This window comes from Proteus genomosp. 6 (assembly GCF_040139785.1).
GTDB lineage: Bacteria > Pseudomonadota > Gammaproteobacteria > Enterobacterales > Enterobacteriaceae > Proteus.
This window is the reverse complement of the sequence record NZ_JBEEVJ010000008.1, coordinates 1-23,900: the sequence shown is the minus strand read 5'-3', so window position 1 is coordinate 23,900 and position 23,900 is coordinate 1. Positions and strand designations below refer to the sequence as shown.

Annotated in this window: 22 protein-coding genes; 3 read left to right on the top strand and 19 right to left on the bottom strand. The window is 39.8% G+C overall.

The window, feature by feature from the left end; all coding sequences use genetic code 11:
* Positions 1-394 precede the first annotated feature (394 nt).
* Complete coding sequence (locus ABN212_RS11500) at positions 395-844, top strand: DUF411 domain-containing protein (protein ID WP_198626385.1); 450 nt, start codon at positions 395-397, stop codon at positions 842-844.
* Between the two features lie 172 nt (positions 845-1,016).
* Here ABN212_RS11500 and glmS read toward each other — a convergent pair whose 3' ends face one another.
* The 15 genes from glmS to asnC all read right to left on the bottom strand — a co-directional run bounded on the left by glmS (position 1,017) and on the right by asnC (position 15,972).
* On the bottom strand, positions 1,017-2,843 hold the full coding sequence (glmS, locus tag ABN212_RS11495; protein ID WP_198620269.1) for a glutamine--fructose-6-phosphate transaminase (isomerizing): 1,827 nt from the start codon (positions 2,841-2,843) through the stop codon (positions 1,017-1,019).
* Between the two features lie 159 nt (positions 2,844-3,002).
* Positions 3,003-4,376 (bottom strand): bifunctional UDP-N-acetylglucosamine diphosphorylase/glucosamine-1-phosphate N-acetyltransferase GlmU, encoded by a 1,374-nt coding sequence (glmU, locus tag ABN212_RS11490; protein ID WP_349443246.1) that lies wholly within the window; start codon positions 4,374-4,376, stop codon positions 3,003-3,005.
* Positions 4,377-4,528: 152 nt separating this feature from the next.
* On the bottom strand, positions 4,529-4,945 hold the full coding sequence (locus ABN212_RS11485; RefSeq protein WP_109373324.1) for a F0F1 ATP synthase subunit epsilon: 417 nt from the start codon (positions 4,943-4,945) through the stop codon (positions 4,529-4,531).
* Between the two features lie 21 nt (positions 4,946-4,966).
* Positions 4,967-6,349 carry a F0F1 ATP synthase subunit beta gene (gene atpD / locus ABN212_RS11480; RefSeq protein WP_349443245.1) on the bottom strand — a complete coding sequence of 461 codons (1,383 nt, stop codon included), beginning with the start codon at positions 6,347-6,349 and terminating at the stop codon, positions 4,967-4,969.
* A 34-nt stretch (positions 6,350-6,383) separates the two neighbouring features.
* Entirely contained in the window at positions 6,384-7,247 is an 864-nt protein-coding gene (atpG, locus tag ABN212_RS11475; protein ID WP_006534342.1) for a F0F1 ATP synthase subunit gamma, read from the bottom strand.
* Between the two features lie 58 nt (positions 7,248-7,305).
* Positions 7,306-8,847, bottom strand: a complete 1,542-nt coding sequence (gene atpA, locus ABN212_RS11470) for a F0F1 ATP synthase subunit alpha (RefSeq protein ID WP_006534343.1) — start codon at positions 8,845-8,847, stop codon at positions 7,306-7,308.
* Between the two features lie 14 nt (positions 8,848-8,861).
* Entirely contained in the window at positions 8,862-9,395 is a 534-nt protein-coding gene (gene atpH, locus ABN212_RS11465) for a F0F1 ATP synthase subunit delta (protein ID WP_006534344.1), read from the bottom strand.
* 12 nt (positions 9,396-9,407) lie between these two features.
* Positions 9,408-9,878, bottom strand: coding sequence for a F0F1 ATP synthase subunit B (gene atpF / locus ABN212_RS11460; RefSeq protein ID WP_109373323.1), 471 nt, complete (start codon positions 9,876-9,878; stop codon positions 9,408-9,410).
* Between the two features lie 61 nt (positions 9,879-9,939).
* Positions 9,940-10,179, bottom strand: coding sequence for a F0F1 ATP synthase subunit C (gene atpE / locus ABN212_RS11455; RefSeq protein ID WP_004246596.1), 240 nt, complete (start codon positions 10,177-10,179; stop codon positions 9,940-9,942).
* Between the two features lie 45 nt (positions 10,180-10,224).
* Entirely contained in the window at positions 10,225-11,049 is an 825-nt protein-coding gene (gene atpB / locus ABN212_RS11450; protein WP_349443244.1) for a F0F1 ATP synthase subunit A, read from the bottom strand.
* A 31-nt stretch (positions 11,050-11,080) separates the two neighbouring features.
* Positions 11,081-11,458, bottom strand: a complete 378-nt coding sequence (gene atpI / locus ABN212_RS11445; protein ID WP_349443243.1) for a F0F1 ATP synthase subunit I — start codon at positions 11,456-11,458, stop codon at positions 11,081-11,083.
* A gap of 613 nt (positions 11,459-12,071) precedes the next feature.
* Positions 12,072-12,698, bottom strand: a complete 627-nt coding sequence (rsmG, locus tag ABN212_RS11440; protein ID WP_349443242.1) for a 16S rRNA (guanine(527)-N(7))-methyltransferase RsmG — start codon at positions 12,696-12,698, stop codon at positions 12,072-12,074.
* Positions 12,695-14,593 carry a tRNA uridine-5-carboxymethylaminomethyl(34) synthesis enzyme MnmG gene (mnmG, locus tag ABN212_RS11435; RefSeq protein WP_196533604.1) on the bottom strand — a complete coding sequence of 633 codons (1,899 nt, stop codon included), beginning with the start codon at positions 14,591-14,593 and terminating at the stop codon, positions 12,695-12,697. Before mnmG ends, rsmG begins: the two co-directional genes overlap by 4 nt.
* A gap of 377 nt (positions 14,594-14,970) precedes the next feature.
* Entirely contained in the window at positions 14,971-15,411 is a 441-nt protein-coding gene (gene mioC / locus ABN212_RS11430; protein WP_109398565.1) for an FMN-binding protein MioC, read from the bottom strand.
* 99 nt (positions 15,412-15,510) lie between these two features.
* Entirely contained in the window at positions 15,511-15,972 is a 462-nt protein-coding gene (gene asnC, locus ABN212_RS11425) for a transcriptional regulator AsnC (RefSeq protein WP_023583317.1), read from the bottom strand.
* Positions 15,973-16,131: 159 nt separating this feature from the next.
* Here asnC and asnA point away from each other — a divergent pair, with 159 nt between their 5' ends.
* Positions 16,132-17,124 (top strand): aspartate--ammonia ligase, encoded by a 993-nt coding sequence (asnA, locus tag ABN212_RS11420; protein WP_198620266.1) that lies wholly within the window; start codon positions 16,132-16,134, stop codon positions 17,122-17,124.
* On the opposite strand, the gene viaA is transcribed toward asnA, so the two are convergent.
* Together viaA and ravA are read right to left on the bottom strand one after the other, a co-directional pair.
* Positions 17,125-18,582, bottom strand: coding sequence for an ATPase RavA stimulator ViaA (gene viaA / locus ABN212_RS11415; RefSeq protein WP_198630086.1), 1,458 nt, complete (start codon positions 18,580-18,582; stop codon positions 17,125-17,127).
* A 7-nt stretch (positions 18,583-18,589) separates the two neighbouring features.
* A complete protein-coding gene (ravA, locus tag ABN212_RS11410; protein WP_198626382.1) occupies positions 18,590-20,089 on the bottom strand; it encodes an ATPase RavA in 1,500 nt (499 codons plus the stop codon).
* A gap of 281 nt (positions 20,090-20,370) precedes the next feature.
* On the opposite strand from ravA, the gene rbsK reads away from it, so the two are divergent.
* Positions 20,371-21,300, top strand: coding sequence for a ribokinase (gene rbsK, locus ABN212_RS11405; protein ID WP_349443241.1), 930 nt, complete (start codon positions 20,371-20,373; stop codon positions 21,298-21,300).
* A gap of 67 nt (positions 21,301-21,367) precedes the next feature.
* Here rbsK and mdtD read toward each other — a convergent pair whose 3' ends face one another.
* On the bottom strand, positions 21,368-22,762 hold the full coding sequence (gene mdtD, locus ABN212_RS11400) for a multidrug transporter subunit MdtD (RefSeq protein ID WP_349443240.1): 1,395 nt from the start codon (positions 22,760-22,762) through the stop codon (positions 21,368-21,370).
* A gap of 82 nt (positions 22,763-22,844) precedes the next feature.
* Positions 22,845-23,531 carry a FadR/GntR family transcriptional regulator gene (locus tag ABN212_RS11395; RefSeq protein ID WP_160230827.1) on the bottom strand — a complete coding sequence of 229 codons (687 nt, stop codon included), beginning with the start codon at positions 23,529-23,531 and terminating at the stop codon, positions 22,845-22,847.
* Positions 23,532-23,900: the final 369 nt, after the last annotated feature.

The window sequence follows — 23,900 nt, the reverse complement described above, 5'->3', positions numbered from 1 at the left end:
ATTTTCATCAATAAAATTGGATCCCTTATACAAATTTCTCCGCTTTAACCTCAAGTTAAGTTTAGGTTTATAGTTATTCCAAGTTAAAGCACAAACACTCTTCGCAAGAGGTGATTTAACTTATGAGATACCCTCATAGTCGTTTACATCCTAACTACTCTACGTTTACCCTGTTTTCTCCATTTTAAGCCTGCTATGCAGGCTTTTTTTCTTCTTATATCAAGTCATATTCTCGAAAAACATCAAAAAAGGATAAGCAAAGTATTATTTATATCTTTGTTTTCTATAAATATTTTTTTACAAAACTCTACGCGTTTATACCTTAATTAAATTGACCTTCCAGTAGGGGGAAAGATTATTGTTTCATCTATCAATTTAGTGAAAGGAATAAACAATGAAAAAATTATTACTGCCTTCTATTATTGCAATCTCCGCTTTTACAAGCACGGCTTATGCATCTAATCATAATGTTATTGAGGTTTATAAAACTGACAGTTGTGGATGCTGTACGTTATGGGCTGATGGCGTAAAAGAAGCAGGCTTCAATGTTAAAGTGAATATTGTTTCAGAGACAGAGTTAATGCAGAAATATCAACAAGCCGGTGTACCCAATAATTTATTAAGTTGCCACTTTGCGACTTACCAAGGTAAAGATTTAGTAGGACATATCCCCGTTGATAGTTTAAAAAATATCGACTTAGTAGATAAATCTAAATCAGGTATTGCCGTTGCAGGTATGCCAGCGGGAAGTTTAGGTATGTATGCAGGTGATTACAAAGAGCCTTACCAAGTGATTGCCTTTGATAAATCAGGCAACCAATCCCTGTTTAAGTCTTACAACTAGTTTTGTTCTTACTGTAGTGTTGTTTTAATAGCAATATATCTCTCCGATTGTGTTATTTTCCTCTGCCTGTTATCGATTTGCGGGCAGAGTTTTATTTTCTAGGCATAAAAAAACCAGCCTGCTTTTTACAGCATGACTGGTTCTTTTAGAATAAAGTTAACTTTGACTTTATTTATTCAACTGTAACCGATTTTGCTAAGTTACGAGGTTGGTCTACATCTGTGCCTTTAATTAAGGCAACATGATAAGACAACAACTGTAATGGTACAGTATAGAAAATAGGTGCGATAAGCTCTTCAACATGAGGTAAAGAAATTAACTTCATCGTTTCGTTTTCTTCAAAGCCTGCATCTTGATCCGCAAATACATACAGTAAGCCACCACGCGCACGTACTTCTTCAATATTAGATTTTAATTTCTCTAATAACTCATTGTTTGGCGCAATGATGATAACAGGCATATCCGCATCAATTAATGCTAATGGACCATGTTTTAATTCACCAGCAGCATAAGCTTCAGCATGAATATAAGAGATCTCTTTTAGCTTTAATGCACCTTCTACCGCAATCGGGTATTGGTCGCCACGACCTAAGAATAAAGCATGGCTTTTTTCTGAGAAGTCTTCAGCTAACGCTTCAATCACTTTATCTTTCGATAGCATGCTTTCAATACGGCTTGGTAATGCATGTAATGCTGTTGAAACGTCTTGCTCTAATGTCGCGACACCTTTAATTCGTCCCATATATGCCACCAGCATTAATAGAACGGTTAACTGTGTGGTAAATGCTTTGGTTGATGCAACACCAATTTCAGCACCCGCTTTAGTCATTAAAACAAATTCAGACTCACGAACCAAAGAAGAGCCTGCAACGTTACAAATAGCTAAAGAAGATAAATAACCTAACTCTTTAGATAACCGCAATGCAGCTAATGTATCTGCTGTTTCACCTGATTGAGATAATGTAATCAGTAAACTGTTACGGCGAGTTGCTGGTTTACGGTAGCGATATTCTGATGCAATTTCGACATCACAAGGAATACCCGCTAAAGACTCAAACCAATAACGTGAAACCATACCTGCGTTATAAGAAGTACCACAAGCTACAATTTGAATATGTTCAACTTTAGATAAGATATCTTCAGCTTTAGATCCTAGTTCACTTAGATCAATCGTTTCTGATTTTAAACGACCTTCAAGCGTGTTTTTAATCGCCAGAGGCTGTTCATAGATCTCTTTTTGCATGTAGTGACGGTAAACACCTTTATCACCCGCATCGTATTGAACATTTGATTCAATCGTATCACGAACAACTTCTTCGCCATTCACATCAAAAATATGAACATGGCGACGAGTGACCTCGACAATATCCCCTTCTTCAAGATAGATAAAGCGGCGGGTAACAGGTAATAGAGCCAACTGGTCAGAAGCAAGGAAGTTTTCACCCACGCCAAGACCTACCACCAGCGGGCTACCAGAGCGAGCAGCGACTAATAACTCAGGTGTACGGCTATCCATAATAACGGTACCGTAAGCACCACGTAATTGAGGAATAACACGTTGTACAACTTCACGTAATGTACCACCTTGGCGCTGTTCCCAGTTAACAAGGTGAGCAATCACTTCAGTGTCAGTTTGAGAAGCAAACTGATACCCTTTTTTAATTAATTCTGCTTTCAGTTCTTGGTAGTTTTCGATAATGCCATTATGTACAACTGCAATCGTACCTGATACATGAGGATGTGCATTATCTTCACAAGGTTCACCATGTGTTGCCCAACGAGTATGAGCAATACCTGTGCCACCAATCACTTGTGTTTTTTCTGCTTCTTCCGCCAGCATTTGTACTTTGCCAGCTTCACGCAGACGTGTCATTTTACAGTCATTATCCACAACCGCTAAACCCGCAGAGTCATAACCGCGGTATTCTAAACGACGTAAGCCTTCAATTAAGATTTCAGCGATATCGCGTTGTGCAACTGCACCTACTATTCCACACATTGTGTTATTCCTAAAACTGTGCGTTTATTCGCACTTGGATGTCTTATACCTAATTGGTTTGTTCCCCAAGCCATTGTAGAAAGCGGGGATATTTTTTGTTTTTAGAATAATAGCGTACAAGAAAAGGGCGCTAATGAAATATACGCCCTTTTCTTAAAATTATTGTTTTTTCTTCACTGGACGTTTCCATCCACTAATATGAGTTTGCTTAACTCGACTGATCACTAATTCATTTTCATTCACGTTTTTAGTGAGTGTTGTTCCTGCACCAATTGTTGCACCATTAGCAACCGTAACTGGCGCTACTAATTGGGTATCTGAACCAATAAAGACGTCATCACCAATAACTGTTTTGAATTTATTCGCACCATCGTAGTTACAAGTAATAGTACCCGCGCCGATATTAACATTAGCGCCTACTTCAGTGTCGCCTAAGTAAGTCAGATGACCCGCTTTAGAGCCAACACCTAAGCTTGCTTTTTTCATCTCAACAAAGTTACCAACGTGAGCTTTATCCGCTAATTCACTACCCGGACGAAGGCGTGCAAATGGCCCAACAGTACACTTTTGAGCTAAGTTTGCATCCTCGATCACCGTATAGGGGCTGATAATAGAATTATCACCAATCACACAGTTTTTCAGGACACACCCTGTACCGATTTCAACGTTGTTACCTAAAGTGACATTACCTTCAATAATCACGTTAGTGTCAATGACGACGTCTTTACCGTGAGTTAACGTACCACGTAAATCAAAACGAGCAGGATCAAGCAACATGACGCCTTCTAATAATAAGCGTTCAGCCTGTTCTGTTTGGTAAATACGTTCTAATGTAGCCAGTTGTAAACGATTATTCACGCCTTCCATTTCACTATGACGACGAGGATGAGCCGTTTCAATTTTACGACCTTCTTTATACGCTAACGCGATAATGTCAGTAATGTAATACTCTTTTTGTGCATTATTATTATTGAGCTTACCTAACCAACGTTTTAAATCACCACCATTAGCGACCAAAATACCCGTGTTGATTTCAGTAATTTTGAGTTGTTCTTCAGACGCATCTTTTTGTTCGATAATGCCCGTCACTTCGCCATTTTCACGAACAATACGACCATAGCCAGTTGGGTTATCTAAAATAACTGTTAATAAACCAATACCGCCTTCTGGTTTGACTTCAATTAAACGTTCTAACGTTTCTTTAGTGATAAGTGGAACATCACCGTAAAGCATCAGGATATCTTCATCATCAGCAAAGAAAGGCGCAGCTTGTTGCATTGCGTGACCTGTTCCTAGTTGCTCTGCTTGTAGTACCCAATTAACAGGTTGTGAACCTAATTTTTCTTTCATTAGTTCACCACCATGCCCATAGACAAGGTGTGTTTGTTGAGCGCCTAATGACTTGGCAGTATCAATCACATGTTGAACCATGGATTTACCTGCAAGTTTATGAAGAACTTTAGGTAACTGTGAATACATGCGGGTGCCTTTTCCCGCAGCAAGAATAACAACGCTTTTAGCTGAATTAGACATAATTAACCCGATAACTCCCGTAAAGAATGGCAAGTAAACCTGTTTATGCCAAATAATACTACATATTTCGTCACACAAAATATTTCATGACGCAAAAAAGCCAGTTAGCGAAGAACCAACTGGCTTTTTTATTCATAGACTGCCTATTTACATCAACGTCGAGTCAATTCGATTACACGTAGTTTTGCAATCGCTTTGGCTAATTCTGCTGATGCTTGAGCATAATCAACATCACCATGAGAGGATTGAATGTGTTCTTCAGCTTTACGCTTAGATTCCAACGCTTTCGCTTCATCCAAATCACGACCACGGATAGCTGTATCTGCCAGTACAATGACGCCTGTCGGTTGAACTTCGAGAATACCACCAGAAAGGTAGATAACCTCTTCTTCACCCGATGTTTTTACGACACGTACCATGCCCGGTTTTATGGCAGTTAATAACGGGGTATGCTGCGGATAAATACCGAGCTCACCTTCGCTACCAGTTACCTGAATTCGTTTGACTTCGCCGTCATATAACTGCTTTTCAGCGCTGACAACTTTCAGGTAGAACGATGTATCAGCCATATCAACCTCCCGTCAGCCGTATTAAAGCTTCTTAGCTTTTTCTACTGCTTCTTCGATAGTACCAACCATGTAGAACGCCTGCTCTGGCAGGTGGTCATAATCACCGTTCAGAATACCTTTAAAGCCATGGATAGTGTCTTTCAGGGAAACGAACTTACCTGGTGATCCGGTAAATACTTCAGCAACGAAGAATGGCTGAGACAGGAAGCGCTGGATCTTACGCGCACGCGCAACAACCAGTTTATCTTCTTCTGACAGTTCATCCATACCTAAGATAGCGATGATGTCTTTCAGTTCCTGATAACGTTGCAGGATAGACTGAACACCACGAGCCACATCATAGTGCTCTTGGCCAACTACCAGTGGGTCTAATTGACGACTGGTAGAATCCAGTGGGTCAACCGCAGGGTAGATACCTAATGAAGCAATTTGACGGCTCAATACAACTGTCGCATCTAAGTGAGCAAACGTTGTTGCTGGTGATGGGTCAGTTAAGTCATCCGCAGGTACGTATACAGCTTGTACAGAGGTGATTGAACCTGTTTTGGTTGAAGTGATACGTTCTTGCAGAACACCCATCTCTTCAGCCAATGTTGGTTGGTAACCTACCGCTGATGGCATACGACCTAACAGTGCTGATACTTCAGTACCGGCTAAGGTGTAACGATAGATGTTATCTACGAATAACAGTACGTCACGACCTTCGTCACGGAATTTCTCAGCCATAGTCAGACCAGTCAGTGCAACACGCAGGCGGTTTCCTGGTGGCTCATTCATCTGACCATAAACTAACGATACTTTGTCAAGAACGTTAGAATCTGTCATTTCATGATAGAAGTCGTTACCCTCACGAGTACGTTCACCTACACCAGCAAATACAGAGTAACCTGAGTGCTCGATCGCAATATTACGGATCAATTCCATCATGTTAACTGTTTTACCAACACCCGCACCACCGAACAGACCTACTTTACCACCTTTAGCGAACGGACAGATTAAGTCCATTACTTTGATACCGGTTTCAAGCAGTTCTTGTGAGTTTGATAACTCTTCGTAGGTTGGCGCTTCACGGTGGATAGACCAACGTTCTTCAGTTGCAATATCACCTTTCATATCGATAGGTGTACCCAGAACGTTCATGATACGTCCCAGTGTTGCTTTACCTACTGGTACTTCAATTGGGTGGCCTAAGTTTTCAACTTTTAAGCCACGGCTTAAACCGTCTGATGTACCCATTGCGATACAACGAACGATACCACCGCCTAACTGTTGCTGAACTTCTAGCACCAGTTTTTCTTTACCATTCATAACCTCAAGAGCGTCGTATACTTTAGGGACGCTATCCTGAGGGAACTCGGCGTCCACTACGGCGCCGATTACCTGGACAATCTTTCCAGTAGCCATCTTGAATCCTCTACGTAATTCGTAAACCTAGCTGTTATACCGCGGCTGCACCAGACACAATTTCTGTAAGTTCCTGAGTAATGCTTGCTTGGCGTGCTTTGTTGTACACCAATTGCAGTTCTTTAATCAGGTTACCACCGTTATCTGTAGCGGCTTTCATCGCGACCATTCGGGCGGCCTGCTCACTCGCTAAGTTCTCTACGACGCTCTGGTAAACTTGCGATTCGATATAACGACGCAGTAAAGTATCCAGTAACGCCTTAGGATCAGGTTCGTACAGATAATCCCAAGATTTTTCTTTCAGCTCTTCATCATCACCTGGTGGTAATGGTAAAACCTGAAGAATTTTAGGCTCTTGAGCCATGGTATTGATGAACTTATTTGCCACCACATACAGTTTATCTAAACGACCTTCGTCATAAGCCTGCAACATGATATTGACTGGACCGATAAGGTCTGACAGTTTTGGATCATCACCCATACCAGTTACTTGACCAACAACATTCCCACCTACTGAGCCAAAGAATGAAGCGGCTTTAGAACCGATTAGTGCTAAATCTACCTGCACACCTTTTTCAGACCACTCTTTCATGTCTGCCAGCAGTTTTTTGAACAAGTTAATGTTCAAACCACCACACAAACCACGGTCGGTCGAAACAACCAGGTACCCGACACGTTTAACTTCACGCTCTTCGAGGTATGGATGTTTGTATTCCAGATTCCCTAACGCAAGGTGACCAATCACACTGCGCATGGTTTCTGCATAAGGACGGCTGGCTGCCATGCGTTCCTGCGTTTTACGCATTTTCGACGCGGCGACCATCTCCATCGCTTTAGTGATCTTCTGTGTGTTTTGCACACTGGCGATCTTCGAACGTATCTCTTTTGCGCCGGCCATTTCTGCTTCTCCTCATGAACCAGACGGCCTAATGTTTAACTATTAGGCCGAATAGTTATTACCAGGACTGAGTCGCTTTGAAGTTTTCTAGCACGCCTTTCAGCTTCGCTTCGATTTCTTCGTTATAAGTACCAGTCTGGTTGATTTCTTTCAATAAATCAGCATGTTCACGAGAGGCATAAGCTAATAAAGCCGCTTCAAATGGCACAACTTTTGAAATTTCAACATCTTCCAGATAACCACGTTCTGCTGCAAACAGTGATAAAGACTGTTGTGCGACAGACATTGGTTCGTACTGTTTCTGTTTCAGCAATTCAGTCACTTTCTGACCGTGGTTTAATTGTTTACGGGTAGCATCGTCCAGATCGGAAGCGAACTGTGAGAATGCTGCCAGCTCACGATACTGCGCAAGAGCAGTACGGATACCACCAGAAAGTTTCTTCATGATCTTAGTCTGAGCTGCACCACCAACACGAGATACGGAGATCCCTGGGTTAACAGCTGGACGGATACCTGCGTTAAACAGGTTAGATTCTAAGAAGATCTGACCATCGGTAATAGAGATTACGTTCGTAGGAACGAATGCAGAAACGTCCCCTGCTTGCGTTTCGATAATTGGTAACGCAGTCAGAGAGCCGGTTTTACCTTTAACTTCACCATTAGTGAATGCTTCTACGTACTCAGCATTAACGCGAGCAGCACGCTCAAGTAAACGGGAGTGCAGATAGAAAACGTCACCAGGGTATGCTTCACGTCCAGGTGGACGACGAAGTAACAGTGAAATTTGACGGTATGCGACAGCCTGTTTAGACAGGTCATCATAAATAATCAGGGCATCTTCACCACGGTCACGGAAGTATTCACCCATTGCGCAACCTGAATAAGGAGCTAGGTATTGCAGCGCTGCTGATTCTGATGCAGAAGCAACAACAACAATGGTGTTTTCTAACGCGCCATGTTCTTCTAATTTACGAACAACGTTCGAAATAGTAGAGGCTTTCTGACCGATAGCGACATAGATACATTTAATGCCAGAGTCGCGTTGGTTGATGATCGCATCGACAGCCAGAGCAGTTTTACCTGTTTGACGGTCACCGATGATCAATTCACGCTGACCACGACCAATTGGGATCATGGCATCGACGGATTTGTAACCTGTTTGTACAGGCTGATCAACTGATTGACGGTCGATAACACCAGGAGCAATCATCTCAACAGGTGAGAATCCATCATGCTCTACTGCACCTTTACCATCAATCGGCTCACCCAGTGTGTTTACCACACGGCCAAGCAGACCACGCCCAACAGGTACTTCCAGAATACGACCTGTACATTTAACTTTCATGCCTTCTGCTAAGTCAGCATAAGGACCCATCACAACCGCACCAACAGAGTCGCGCTCTAAGTTCAGTGCGATAGCGAAACGGTTACCCGGCAGTGCGATCATCTCACCCTGCATAACTTCGGCTAAACCGTGGATACGAATGATACCGTCACTAACGGATACAATCGTACCTTCATTGTGAGCTTCACTCACTACATTGAACTGAGCAATGCGCTGCTTGATCAGTTCGCTGATTTCAGTGGAATTCAGTTGCATATGCTCCAGTCCCCTTAAGACTGCAAGACGTCTGTTAATCGCTCTAAACGGCCACGAATACTGCCATCGATGACGAGGTCACCGGCGCGTATAATCATGCCTGCGATAACAGACTTATCAATTTTGCAATTCAGCTTCACTTTGCGTGATAGACGTTTTTCCATCGCTGCAGAAATGTTAGCTAGCTGCTGTTTAGTTAGCTCAATGGCAGAAGTTACTTCAACGTCAACCGTTGACTCTAGTACTGCGCGCAATTGAATAAATTGGCTCAATACTTCAGGCAACGTTGATAAACGGCCATTATCAGCCATAACACGAATTAAATTCTGAGCATGACCATCTAATTGTTCGCCACAAAGGTCGACAAAGATGTCAGCCAGTTTTTCTGATGCTAAAGAACCAGAAAGTAATTCGGTTACCTGCTCATTGCGTGCTACTTCAGCGGTGAACGCCAGCATAACCTGCCATTTATCGACAGCCTGGTTTTCCACAGCAAAGTCAAAAGCTGCTTTGGCGTAGGGGCGAGCTACCGTTGCTATTTCAGACATGCCCCTCCCTCCTTACAGTTCAGCGACCAGTTTATCAACGATGTCGCTATTAGCAGCTTCATCCACGGAACGTTCAATAATTTTCTCGGCACCTGCAATAGCCAGCATTGCGACTTGTTTACGAAGTTCTTCACGAGCACGTTTACGCTCTGCATCCAGTTCGGATTGAGCTTGTGCAACGATCTTACTACGTTCTTGCTCTGCTTCTGCTTTAGCATCTTCAATCATTTGAGTGCGTTGTTTATTCGCTGATTCAATGATTGCTTGAGCTTCTGCTTTTGCTTTTGCTAGCTGATCGCCTGCATCGGCTTTCGCTAAATCTAAGTCCTTTTTAGCACGTTCTGCAGATGATAAACCGTCAGCAATTTCTTTTTGACGTTTTTCAATGGCCGCCATAATTGGTGGCCATACGAATTTCATACAGAACAAAACAAACAGGACAAATGCGATGGCCTGGCCGAGGATTGTTGCATTTAAATTCACAGCACAATACCTCTTTCTTGGTTATTAACTAACTTGATGCTTTTACTGCTCATTGCCATCATTAGGCAACAGCAAACATCACGTAAAGGCCCAGACCCACAGCAATCATTGGGATGGCGTCAACCAGACCCATAACGATAAAGAACTGTGTACGCAGAAGAGGGATCAGATCAGGCTGACGAGCAGCACCTTCTAAAAATTTGCCTCCGAGGATTCCGATACCGATTGCAGCACCGATTGCAGCTAAACCCATCATAATAGCGGCAGCCATGTACAGCAGATCCATACTCAGGTTTTCCATGACAGTCTCCAGTTTGTTTCAGTTATTTCTTCAAAGAGTTAATAATTAATGTTCTTCAGATGCCATCGACAGATAGACAATCGTTAGAACCATGAAAATAAATGCTTGTAACGTAATAATCAGTATGTGGAATATCGCCCAAGGAAGGCTTAATAACCACTGTGACCACCACGGTAACAGACCAGCAATAAGAATAAAGATCAGTTCACCTGCATACATGTTACCAAACAGTCGAAGACCGAGGGAAACAGGTTTTGATAGCAGGCTTACCCCTTCTAAGATTAAGTTGACAGGAATAAAAATTGGGTGATTAAAAGGCTGTAAAGTCAGCTCTTTTGTAAACCCTTTTATGCCTTTTATCTTAATGCTATAGAAAAGGATCAGGATAAATACACCAATTGCCATCGATAGAGTAATACTCACGTCCGCAGTCGGAACGATGCGTAACGCAGGTAACCCTAAGATGTGTTCACCGATATAAGGGATGAAGTCGATTGGTAATAAATCCAGGGCATTCATTAACAGCACCCAAACGAACACAGTCAATGCCAAAGGTGCAATGACCTTGCTCTTTCCGTGATACATATCACGGACGCTGCTATCAACGAAACCAATGATCATTTCTACTGCAGTCTGGAATTTTCCCGGTACGCCACTGGTTGCTCTTACTGCTACTTTTCTAAACAGCCATAGGAATAGTGCTCCCATCAGTACTGAAAAGAAAAGTGAGTCAATATTTAACACCCAGAATGATGGCGCATTTTCAGCATGGGGATTGACCAACTCGAAAGTACGCAGGTCCAACTGAAGGTTATTCAGGTGGTGACCTATGTAGTCTCTAGTGGTTAATGCTTCTCCTGATGCAGACATGATGCCAATTACCCTTTTGTTGTTAAAAACGCTAACCGTTAATGACGGCTGGTGCAACGACCTGCATAACAAGCACCGCTAAGTAGGTCATGACCAGTGGTGCAAATGCCACTTTAAACACTCCTAAAGCAACAATCAGCAAGGCTATTGATAATATAACCTTCAACCCTTCACTGAAAGCAAAAAGCCAGTTTATGCGAACTGGAGCTTCTTCTTCGTTGACTTTTTGTAAGCGCATTAACAAAAGAAAAGCAATATTGGGTAACCAACATGCCAACCCGCCTAAAAAAGCCGAAAAACTCCAGTCTGTACTCTTTAAGTAGAAACCCGCACTGAGAATAACAAAAGTCATAAACTGCAAAAATAACAGTTTCAGTGCAACTTTCCCGCTGTAGAGGGAGACAGACATGACGTTTGTATTCTCCAGACTAGCTATCGTAAAAGGTATTACTGAATGATGTATCAAACTGTCTTTGCTATAAAGTGTCAAGTGACAAAAACGAGCAAATTATACGGGGCGTGGCAATGAATTCAATCAATAAGTAGCGAAAAAGTGAAGATTAATTTAAATTTCTTACCAAGGTTCCATTTATGAAAAATGATTAAGAACAAAAAGAGTAAAAATAATAGAGCTGAATAAAATAAATAGCGTGATATACATCACAAATATAAAAGTATAAATAAAGCTTATTTCATAAAATATATAACAGAGTTAACAAATAACTTCCCTTTTATGAACAATTTAGTGGCAATTGAAAAATAATTAATCGATTTTCAATTAAATAAATTCAATATTTTTATAATGCACAGAATTATTAATTTATTTTGGAAATAAAAAGAGAAAAACGCAGGCAACAAAGGGAATTAAAGCAAAAGATAATATATTGTTAAATTATTGTTCTATTAAAGTGAATTTTAATACTTCGTATAATTCCCCCTAAAGCAAATGGCGATAACATTGTAAATGTTATCGCCAGAGCACAAAAAATGAAAAAAGGATCAGTGAAACACTAAATATTTGATTAAATAATCACCAAATGTCTTTGTTCATTCAATTCAGGTATGGATAAGCTAATCACTTTTTCAGGCATTTTTAATCCATTATCAGCAAGTTCATCCAACTCTTCTTGATGAATTTGTCCTTTCAGTGCATAGAAACGACCGTGTTCTTCAGTCACTAAATGAGAGCACCAAGAGAGCATATCGTTCATAGAGGCAAATGCTCGGCTAATAACACCATCAAAAGGCTTATCTGTTTGGTACTCTTCAACACGGTATTGAACTGGCTCGATATTATTAAGTCCTAGCTCGTGCTGAACTTGTTTCATAAAGCGAACCCGCTTGCCTAAGCTATCCAATAATACAAAGTGGTGATCGGGACGCATTATCGCTAAAGGGATACCCGGTAAACCAGGCCCTGTACCCACATCAATAAATCTTTCACCTTCAAGATATTGACTAACAACAATGCTATCCAAAATATGACGGATAAGCATTTGTTGTGGATCTCTCACTGATGTGAGGTTGTATGCTTTATTCCATTTATCAAGCATAGCAACATAGCCAGTGAGTTTTTCAGCTTGAATATCTGTAAGCTCAATATTGGCTTGCTTAGCCAGCTTTTTTAGCCGATTAAGTAAGTCACTCATGATGCGCTCCTGCGTAATAGGCCTTGTTTTTTCAACCAAACTAATAAAATGGAAATAGCCGCAGGTGTAACACCTGAGATCCGCGATGCTTGTCCGATCGATGTGGGTTTGTGATCGTTAAGTTTCGCAATAACTTCGTTAGATAATCCGCTAACTTGCTTATAGTCCAGATCTATCGGTAGCGCTGCATTTTCATTGCGCAGTTGTTTTTCGATCTCTTCTTGCTGGCGACTAATATAACCTTCGTACTTAACTTGGATCTCAACTTGTTCAGCAGCTTGTGGTTTTGAATCATCAATACCTGGTGCAAAACGAGGGATTTTTTTCAAAATGTCATACGTCATTTCAGGGCGACGTAATAAATCTTCACCATTAGCTTCTTTAGATAGTGGTGTATTAAGTAACTCGTTAATTTCAGAAATATTATCTGCTTTAGGATGAACCCAGATATCTCTTAAACGTTGGCGCTCTTTTTCAACTAACTCAACTTTTTCGCTAAATTGTGCCCAACGGTTATCATCAACCATGCCTAATTCACGTCCAATTTCCGTCAGACGTAAATCTGCATTATCTTCACGTAACATCAAGCGATATTCTGCACGAGAGGTAAACATACGGTACGGTTCTTTTGTGCCTAGTGTGCAAAGATCGTCAACTAATACACCAATGTATGCTTGATCACGACGTGGGAACCAACCTTCTTGATCGAAGGCGTAACGTGCCGCATTAAGCCCAGCAAGCATACCTTGAGCCGCCGCTTCTTCATAACCGGTTGTACCGTTAATTTGCCCTGCAAAGAATAACCCATTGATAAATTTGCTTTCTAGTGTTTGTTTTAGATCTCTAGGATCGAAGAAGTCATATTCAATTGCATAACCAGGTCTAATGATCTTCGCGTTTTCCATACCTTTCATGGAATTTACGATTTGCATTTGAACATCAAAAGGTAAGCTTGTTGAAATACCATTTGGGTAAATTTCGTTACTTGTTAAACCTTCAGGCTCTAAAAAGATCTGATGTGAATTACGATCAGCAAATCTCATCACCTTATCTTCAATAGATGGGCAATAACGAGGACCTATTCCTTCGATGACACCAGCGTACATTGGGCTACGATCGAGGTTATTACGAATAACATCGTGCGTTTTTTCGTTTGTGTATGTGATATGGCAAGGCATTTGTTCAGGATGCTGATCCACATTACCTAAAAACGAGAAAACAGGCATTGGAGTATCACCCAACTGAACGGCTAATTGGCTAAAATCAATAGTTCTAGCATCAATACGAGGTGGTGTGCCTGTTTTTAAACGACCTACACGTAAAGGTAGTTCGCGTAGCCTGTGTGATAACGAAACTGATGGTGGATCACCAGCACGACCCCCACTGTAATTTTCTAAACCAATATGGATTTTTCCATCAAGGAAAGTACCTACAGTTAGAACAACAGACTTAGCACGGAATTTTAAGCCCATGCGAGTAACAGCACCTGTTACTTGGTCGTTTTCAACAATGAGATCTTCAACTGGTTGTTGGAAGATCATTAAATTAGGTTGATTTTCAAGAGTAGTACGAACAGCTTGGCGATAAAGAACACGGTCAGCTTGTGCTCTTGTTGCTCTTACAGCTGGTCCCTTACTTGCGTTAAGGGTTCTGAATTGGATCCCTGCATGGTCAATAGCGGTTGCCATTAATCCACCCATGGCATCGATCTCTTTTACCAGATGCCCTTTACCAATCCCACCAATAGCTGGGTTACAAGACATTTGGCCCAAAGTATCAATATTGTGGGTCAGTAATAGGGTTTGACGCCCCATACGAGCTGCAGCCATAGCGGCTTCTGTACCGGCGTGACCACCACCGATGACAATGACGTCAAAGTGTTCTGGATAAAACATGTGTGAACCTTAAATGTTACGAATGCTGAATGTGTTGCATTGGGAAAACGAATTCTACTCAACTTTTTGACAGATACAAGCGAGCAGATCCGCAGGTAATTATTTAAAGATCTTTTTATTTAAAGATCTCTTTATTAGATCTTTTATTAAGGAAGCGATCCTCTGTGGATAAGTGGATTTTCTATTTAAAGATCATAAAAGTGTAAAGGATCATATACTGTGAATGATCCGTGATCTATCTGCTGATAAGCTGGGATCAAAATGACGACTTATGCACAGGTCATTTCTTGATATAGCCTTATACAATGGATAACTACGGGTTAACCCCTGCTTTTAAGCAGAGTTATCCACATTCGTTTGCTGTTTTTTTGTGCAATTTAAAGTAAATTTTTCCAAGAAGCTATCCATTCTTCAGCTGGATCTTCCGGAATGTCGTACTTTTGAATATCAATTTCGAGACGATCGCCAAGGCGAGTAGCCCCTTTTTCCACCAATTTTTGATCCAATGTTCTGATCGCACCGCAGAAAGTGTCATATTCACTACTTCCTATGCCGATCGCACCAAAGGTGACATTACTAAGATCAACGGAGTCAGCCGATATTTCATTAGCAAAAGGCTGTAGGTTGTCAGGAAGATCACCTGCACCATGCGTTGATGTGACCACCAGCCAGATCCCTTCATTTGGAAGATCATTAAGAGAAGGCCCATGGTGCAGATCCGTCTCAAACCCTTCATCAGATAAGATCTCTGCAAGGTGTTCTGCGACATATTCAGCACTACCCATGGTACTGCCACTAATAAGAGTGACTTTTTTCATTAATGATCTCCTTATGTTTAAGACGCGCTATTGTACGCTGTGAATCACTTGGGATCTACCTGTGGATAATGTGGTTATAAAAAAAATAAGAATTTACCCTTATGGCTTGATCGTCCTTATTATCGGGTTTTGCAGTGAGATCAGAGTTTCTGTTGATTGAATTTCATCGATTGTCTGAATTTTGTTGATAAGTACGTCTTGTAAGGCTTCTATACTTTTACACATAACCTTCGTAAAAATACTGTATTGCCCTGTTGTATAGTACACTTCTACAACTTCATCTAACTTATCTAATTTATCTAATGCAGTGTGATAGTCTTTTGCACTCTTAAGAATAATGCCAATAAAGCAGCAGACATCAAAACCGAGTTGCTTTTCACTAATATCAACTCGCGTTCCCGTAATAATTCCTGCCTGCTTCATTTTCTCTACTCGAACATGAATTGTGCCAGGGCTTACTTCGAATTTTTTGGCTAATTCAGCGTAAGGTGTTCTCGCATTCGCCATTAATGCGTGAAGTATGTCACGATCGAGATTATCGATCTGATAAATATTGTCCATAAATCCCCTCTGTTTTTAACGATAATACATTTTTATAGCGTTATTTTTAACGATTTAAAACAAGCAAGGCTATTTTTAATGAAGTATATTGAATTTAGTACCTGTTTTGTTGCTTAATCTATATCAGCGAAACACGACATCACCACTAGGAATATAAAAATGGAAAAATCATTCATCCAGACTCAACAGCAAATTAGCTTTGTTAAATCTTATTTTTCACGACTGCTGGAAAAAGAATTAGGACTGATTGAAGTTCAAGGACCGATCTTAAGTCGCCTTGGTGATGGAACTCAAGATAACTTATCTGGTCATGAGAAGGCAGTACAAGTTAAAGTCAAATCTTTACCAGATTCTACTTTTGAGGTTGTCCATTCATTAGCTAAATGGAAACGTAAAACATTAGCTCGTTTTGGATTTAGTTCTGGTCAAGGTCTTTATACTCATATGAAAGCTTTGCGACCAGACGAAGATCGCTTAACTCAGATCCACTCTGTTTATGTTGATCAGTGGGATTGGGAAAAAGTGATGGAAGATAAAGAGCGTACAGTTCCTTATCTTAAGCAGACAGTGGGTAAAATTTATCAGGCAATAAAAGAAACTGAAAAAGCCGTCAGCGAAGAGTTTGGTCTGGTACCGTTCCTGCCAGATCAAATTCAATTTATCCACACTGAAGAGTTACTGCGTCGTTATCCTGACCTTGATGCTAAAGGTCGTGAAAAAGCGATTACAAAAGAATATGGTGCTGTTTTCTTAATTGGTATTGGTGGCAAATTATCAAGTGGCGAAGCTCATGATGTAAGAGCGCCAGACTACGATGACTGGACAACACCAAACGAAGATGGATTTGAAGGTTTAAACGGTGACATTCTTGTTTGGAACCCTGTTCTACAAGATGCGTTTGAATTGTCATCAATGGGTATCCGTGTCGACCCTGAAACATTAATGCGTCAGTTAACATTAACAGACGATACTAAGCGTCTTGAGCTGGATTGGCACAAAGCATTAATGCATGGTGATATGCCACAAACTATCGGTGGCGGTATTGGCCAATCTCGTTTAGTGATGCTACTGCTACAAAAAGAGCACATTGGACAAGTACAATGCGGTGTATGGGAAAAAGATACCCGTTTAGCTTTCGCCGATATGCTGTAATTATTGGCGCCAGCGTCGAAGTAAACGACTTTTTAATCCAGTATCAAAACGCCATATATGGTCAAAGATTTTCATGATACTGGGTTTACCGTAATTGGATAGGGTAACCGCATGGAAGCGATTGTGCTGTTGCTGTTGGATTTTTTTGATTTTGTTGATTAGGTTTTCGGGTAACCTTTGGGCGACAAAGTCAGAAATAACAACAGCATCAGCATCTTTCCATGCTGGGTTATTTAGTTTTTCTGCGACATTATCTAAACAAGCACTTAAGTCCGTACCCCCTCTAAATGACTGATTCAAAAACTTGATAAGATCTTGCAGACCATTAGACGATGACAATTGGTAATGTACTGTTTCAGTAGAAAATAACATCACATGACATGAACGATTATCAGCTAGTGCTATTTTCATCAATGCAAGCCCAAAAGCTTTAGCACACTGTTCGTTAAATCCCCCCATCGAACCTGATGTATCAATACATACAATAAAAGGTCCTCTTGGTCTTTCTTCATCATGATGATGAGTTACTGGACGCAATACAGTACGCTCTTGCCAATTATCTCCTTGTAATCGATAGGTATTGAGTTGTTTTTCCACCAGCTTTCGATAAAACTCATATTCGATTTCATTAATACCTAACAAGGCGAGCTCTGTAGGGAGTAAGCGTAAGATATCATCACTGAGCCCTATACCATTGACTTGCTCTGGTGTTGTATCTGGTGCTTTCTCAACAATAGTGACTGGCTCAAAAATCACACTCTCTTCAGGAAGTGATTTCGCTGTTTTGCTACGACCTAGCAAACTTGCGAGTTTATGTAATTCAGGTTGTTGATCGAGAAAGTCGCTATAACGTTGAATAATTTTCTCATCGAAAGGCGTTTTTGTTAAAACACCTTTACTCATATCCCATAAACGCCCTGCTGCACGCTCATTTTCTGAAAATGTATTACTTAAGCTTCCACTTAGTGCCAAACGTTCCTGAAGCTCAGCAAGGAGTTGCTCTTGTTCTTGGTCAAATAGGGCTTTGTGTAATGCAGTGACTTGGAAAATTAAACTTATCCGCCAGTGTTGAATAAACAAAGCTTGTTGAGCGGGTGAAAAAGGCTTATTGGTTTTAATCAGTTGTGATGCTTCGTCAGTAAAAGAGGAGTCTAGCTTGTTTAATTCAGCCAGTATTTTCTCTACTTGCTGATTAAACATCGCATTACCAAATGACTGCGTTTGTTGATAAAGTGCAAACTCATCAGCAATCATTGTCGGGACTAATGTCTCTTTTACTCTTTGCTGTAAGCTTTTTTTCCATTGATGAATATCTTTCAATAAGGCTTTTTTGAGTCTTGGATGCTTTTCAAAAAATACCGCTAATTGAGGAGATGCAAGTACAGCAATAATAACTTCCTCAATAAGCTGTCCTTCATTTATGGCTAAAAGCATATCTAATGTTGAAAGTGTCAGCATAATATCATTACTTTATTTGGCTTTTTAATTGCGACAATTTGTCATTAATCTGAACAAAACTTTGTTCTATGGAAATAAGCCAATCATTATCAATAAATAAATTTGGTTGATGATGATTAAATTTTTCCTGCTCACCATAAATTTCTTGAGTCAGATCTTTTAACTTATCTTTCCACTCTTTGTTATCTTCAATAGGAACAGCGGGTGCTGTCTCTTTTTGTTGATAAAGAGATGTTGTTCGACGACTCACATCCAAAATTTCTAATACGCCATCTTGGCGTATTTGTGCATTAATTGATTGTGGGAAACCAATACCATTTAAACGTGCTAATAACTCATCCCCTTTTGCCAAAAAGTTTTCTAATGCTTTTTGTTCGATAGTAATAAAGTTAACCTGAATACTATGGATATGAAGAGGGATGTGTAAAAACAGGGTGAATTTATCAGCCTGCATTTTATCTGATAGGCTAAAATGTGCGTTTCGTCCAAACATTCCACTTTGTTTTTCAAAACGAAAAGCCTGTTGATCTTGCTTACTTCTTGTCGATTGCATCCACTCAGCCCATAAACTTTCTATTTTTCTAATCAACTCTAGCTGGTGGTAGGCTTGTTCTGTTAAAAGGTTTTGTAATAACTTATCTAATAATGCAAATGATGCTTGGTCATGCCATAGGCAATCTTTTAATAAAATAAGATCTAATGGTGAAATAGCACTACGACCATTAAAAAAGGCACTGGCTTGTAAAAGGCGTACCGCTTTTTTCCAACGTCTATCTGAAACATAAGGTGCAGCATCACTTTTATCTAAAGACTCACGAAGTTGATAAATTAAATCAAATAAATGGTCATCTAAAGTGACCTTTTCTAATTCTGATTGCCAACGTGAAAACTCTTCTGCGGTAATTTGGATATGTTCTGGAATATGAAAAGAGCCTACTTCTTTATTAATAAGTAATGCGCGAAAGTTTTTCTTATCCTGAACTTTTGTTAACCAAATACGAATAAGCATTCGGTCATATAGCGCTTCAAGACTACTGTCTGAATCAGGTAACTCATTAGAGGCGGATACTAACAAACGCATTGGAATAGCAACTTCAGCTTCTCCATTTCTAAATTTACGCTCATTAATCGCTGTTAATAACGTATTAAGAATAGCGGGTCCTGCTTTCCATATTTCATCAAGAAAGACAACTTCAGCATCAGGTAAATATCCTTCAACCAAACGCTGATATTTACCTTCATCTTTTAAGGCTTGAATAGATAAAGGACCAAAAATTTCTTCGGGTGTTGAAAAACGCGTCATTAGGTATTCAAATGCTTTAGCCTCTTTAAAAGCTTCTTTCATTCTTCTGGCTATTAAGCTCTTGGCAATACCTGGAGGGCCAAGTAAGAAAACACTCTCACCACTCAGTGCTGCAAGTAGACAAAGACGGATAGCTGACTGTCGCTCATAAAGCCCAGTTTCAAGATATTGGCTAAGTTGTGAAATCCGCTCTGCAAGTTGCATAAACACTCCTAATAATGGGTACTTATTTTCGTCATCATCCTGAAAATATCAGAAAAGGATTGCTGACATATAGTCAAACATTCTATTAGCACACAAATTGTTTATAACAAAAATCGATTCAGCTTCCTACTGCTTATTTTTGGTTCTTTTTTGTTTTACTAGCGAAACGTTTCGATGATGATCACGTTTTTTCATTAATGTTGCTGAGATGATCGGTTTAAAATATTGAATGTCATTTATGCAATACATCTAGAATTTATTACTGAGAGTAAGGAAAAATCATGGAAGCGAAGAAACTTGTGATTTTAGGTAGTGTTAATGCAGATCATATTCTTAATGTTGCCCATTTTCCGCTTCCTGGTGAAACAATTTCAGGTAACCAATTTCAAATGGTATTTGGCGGTAAAGGTGCTAATCAGGCGGTTGCTGCTGGGCGTTGTGGTGCTAATATTTCGTTTCTTGCTTGTTTAGGGAATGACGATATTGGTAAAAAGGCTAAAGCTCAATTAATAACAGATAATATTGATACCAATAGTATTGAGTTAATTGATGATGTCGCAACGGGTGTTGCGCTGATTTTCGTTAATCAACAAGGTGAAAATGTTATTGGTATTCATGCTGGTGCTAATGGGCGATTAGATACAAATTATGTTCAGCGCCATGGAAATATTATAAAAGAAGCTGATGCTCTGTTAATGCAATTAGAATCACCACTTGATTCTGTATTGAAAGCGGCTGAAATCGCTAAACAAGAAAATGTACAAGTAATACTAAACCCCGCACCTGCTCAAGCATTACCTGATGAGCTGTTATCACTTGTCGATATTATTACTCCAAACGAAACAGAGACTGAATATCTGACTGGAATTAAAGTGATAGATGATGAAAGTGCTCAGCAAGCAGCGGATGTTCTGCATCATAAAGGTATTAAAACGGTTCTTATTACATTAGGAAGCCGCGGAGTTTGGGTAAGTGAGAAAAATAGTAAAGGTTGTATTGTCCCTGCATTTAAAGTGAAAGCTGTTGATACTATCGCAGCAGGCGATACATTTAATGGCGCGCTAATTACTGCTTTATTAGAAGGGCAATCTATGATGCCTGCGATTAAATTTGCTCATGCGGCAGCTGCCATTGCTGTTACTCGAGCAGGCGCTCAACCATCAGTACCATGGCGTCATGAGGTAGATACTTTTTTAGCTTCATCTTTATAATGTATTTTTCTATCTTATATAAAGAAAAAGAGAGCCTAGGCTCTCTTTTTTAGTTTGAATAACGTTATCAGGTTTTTTTCTTTTTATTAGTTAGATTATCGCCATCATGTTTATCAAGGAGTAAAAATACAAAGGAAGAAAGTAATGTAATGATACCAACAGTAATAAAAGTATAATGAAAGTTATCAACCGTAGTGCCCACATTCTCTGTATCAAAATATCCTAAAATAGATGCACTTACTGCAATACCAAAACTAATTGCCAATTGTTGGGTGACAGCCAAAACACTATTTCCTGAGCTAGCATTGTTGTCTGTTAAATCGGCCAATGAAATTGTATTCATTGATGTAAATTGTATGGACATGACCACACCTAATAAAAAGAGTGGAATGACAAGATAGTAAATAGACATATCAGGGGATTGAAGTGAAAACTGAGCGATCATCAAACCAATGATAATGGTGATAGTAAAGAGTGTTCGGCGATAGCTAAATTTCACTAAGATCTTTGTGACAAATGATTTTGCTAAAATAGAACCTAATGCCATAGGCGCCATCATCATCCCAGAAATAATAGCAGGATAACCAAACCCAACCTGTAACATAAGTGGCATTAAGAAAGGAATACAGCCAGTTCCCAATCTTGTTGCAATATTTCCCGCAATACCGACAGAGAAAGTTCGTGTTTTAAATATATTGAGAGGGATAAGTGGTTGCTGGTGGCGTCTTGCATGATTGACGTATAACCCCAGTAAAGAAAATCCACCTAAAATAATGGCAATAGGAATATATCGAGAGATATTTTTATCACCAAAAAGATCAAGGCTAACAGAAAGCATAACTAAGCCAAAACCAAAGAAAATAAAGCCAAGTAAATCAAATTTACGTTTTGGCATAGTGAAATTAGGCATATGTTTTATGGCATAGAAAATACCTAATAGGCCAATAGGAATATTTATAATAAATATCCAATGCCAAGAGGCATAAGTAACCAATACCCCACCTAAAAGAGGCCCTGCTATGGGGCCGACTAATCCCGGCATTGTGACAAAATTGAGAATGGGGAGTAATTCGCTGCGCGGATAAGCTCTTAGTAAAGCAAGACGTGCAACCGGCATCATCATTGCGCCACCTATACCTTGTATAATCCGTGAAATAACAAGAAAAGTAAGGTTAGGAGAAAGTGCACATAATAAAGAGCCACCTGAAAATAAAGAAACCGCAATAATAAAAATTTTACGCGTTCCAAATCTATCAGCTAGCCATCCACTGATGGGGATTAATAATGCAACAGTTAAGGTATAGCTGATAACAGCCGATTGCATGGCGAGAGGAGAATGATTAAGGCTTTTTGCTATGTCTGGTAATGCCGTATTAAGAATGGTTGCATCGAGAGCCTGCATAAAAAAAGCCATTGCAGCAATCCAAGGCAACCCAGACATATTTTTGGCGGATTTCAACATGAAGCATATACCGTCTTTGTTCTATATTTTGATTATCGCTTCATTATAAACAGAAAACCTACAAAATTTGTATTAAAACTATTCAATCACTCGTTAATAAGATTAAACAGAGATCTCGCGCTTTATTTCCATCCTTATCAATAATTGCCTGAACAATTTGATTATGTGTTTCCGGCTGAACGGTTTCATTACCCACAATAAGATCGAAATACTTTTTATAAGCAGAAAGAAATAATGAGCCGAATGAGGCAAAGAATGGATTGCCACTTGCTTGATAAATGAGATAGTGAAATTGAGTGTCGATATCTAGCCAATGTTGTCTATCGAAATTCTCATCAAGCAACTGCATTTCTCTACCAAATAAAGCAAGAGACTGTTTTTGGCTTTCGGTTGCATTAAATGCAGCTAAATAACATGCCTGAGGTTCTATTGCTAAACGAACGTGATGGAAATAATGGCTGACCTTATTAAATTCACCGCTGTCTATCCACCAATTAAGAAGATCATTATCTAATAGATTCCAATTTTGCATTGGAGTAACACGAGTACCTATTCTTGGCCGAGGTAAAAGCATACCTTTTGCAGCGAGCATTTTGATTGCTTCACGGATAACTGTTCTGCTGACGGAGAGTATTTCTGCTAGTTCTATTTCTCCAGGTAGTAAAGATTCAGGTTCATAATGTCCCGAAAGGATTTGTTTACCTAGTTTTTCAGCAACTATATAAGAAAGATTTTTTTGAGAAGCTGAACGTTGCTCGTTAAATTGCATAATAAAGATTACCTATACCATAATTTATCTTCTATCTTACGTGAGTCAGCTGGATAAAGCTGTTCGGATTTTACTCTATCAGCATAAAAATAGAGCGTTTTTCTTTGTTTTGTTGAAAAAAAAAGCGAACAGAAAAAAAATTGAAATAAACACTTGCGCTAATCCGAGATCTCCCTATAATGCGCATCCACTGACCGGCGATGAGCAAACAACAAGCCACGCAGGACGGTGAAGAGAAAAGAAAAAAGTTTGAAAAAACTCTTGACTCTTCAGAGGAATAACGTAATATACGCCTCCTCGCAACAACGCAGAAGACCGGAAACGGCAGCGAATGTTGCACTGCTCTTTAACAAATTATCAGACAATCTG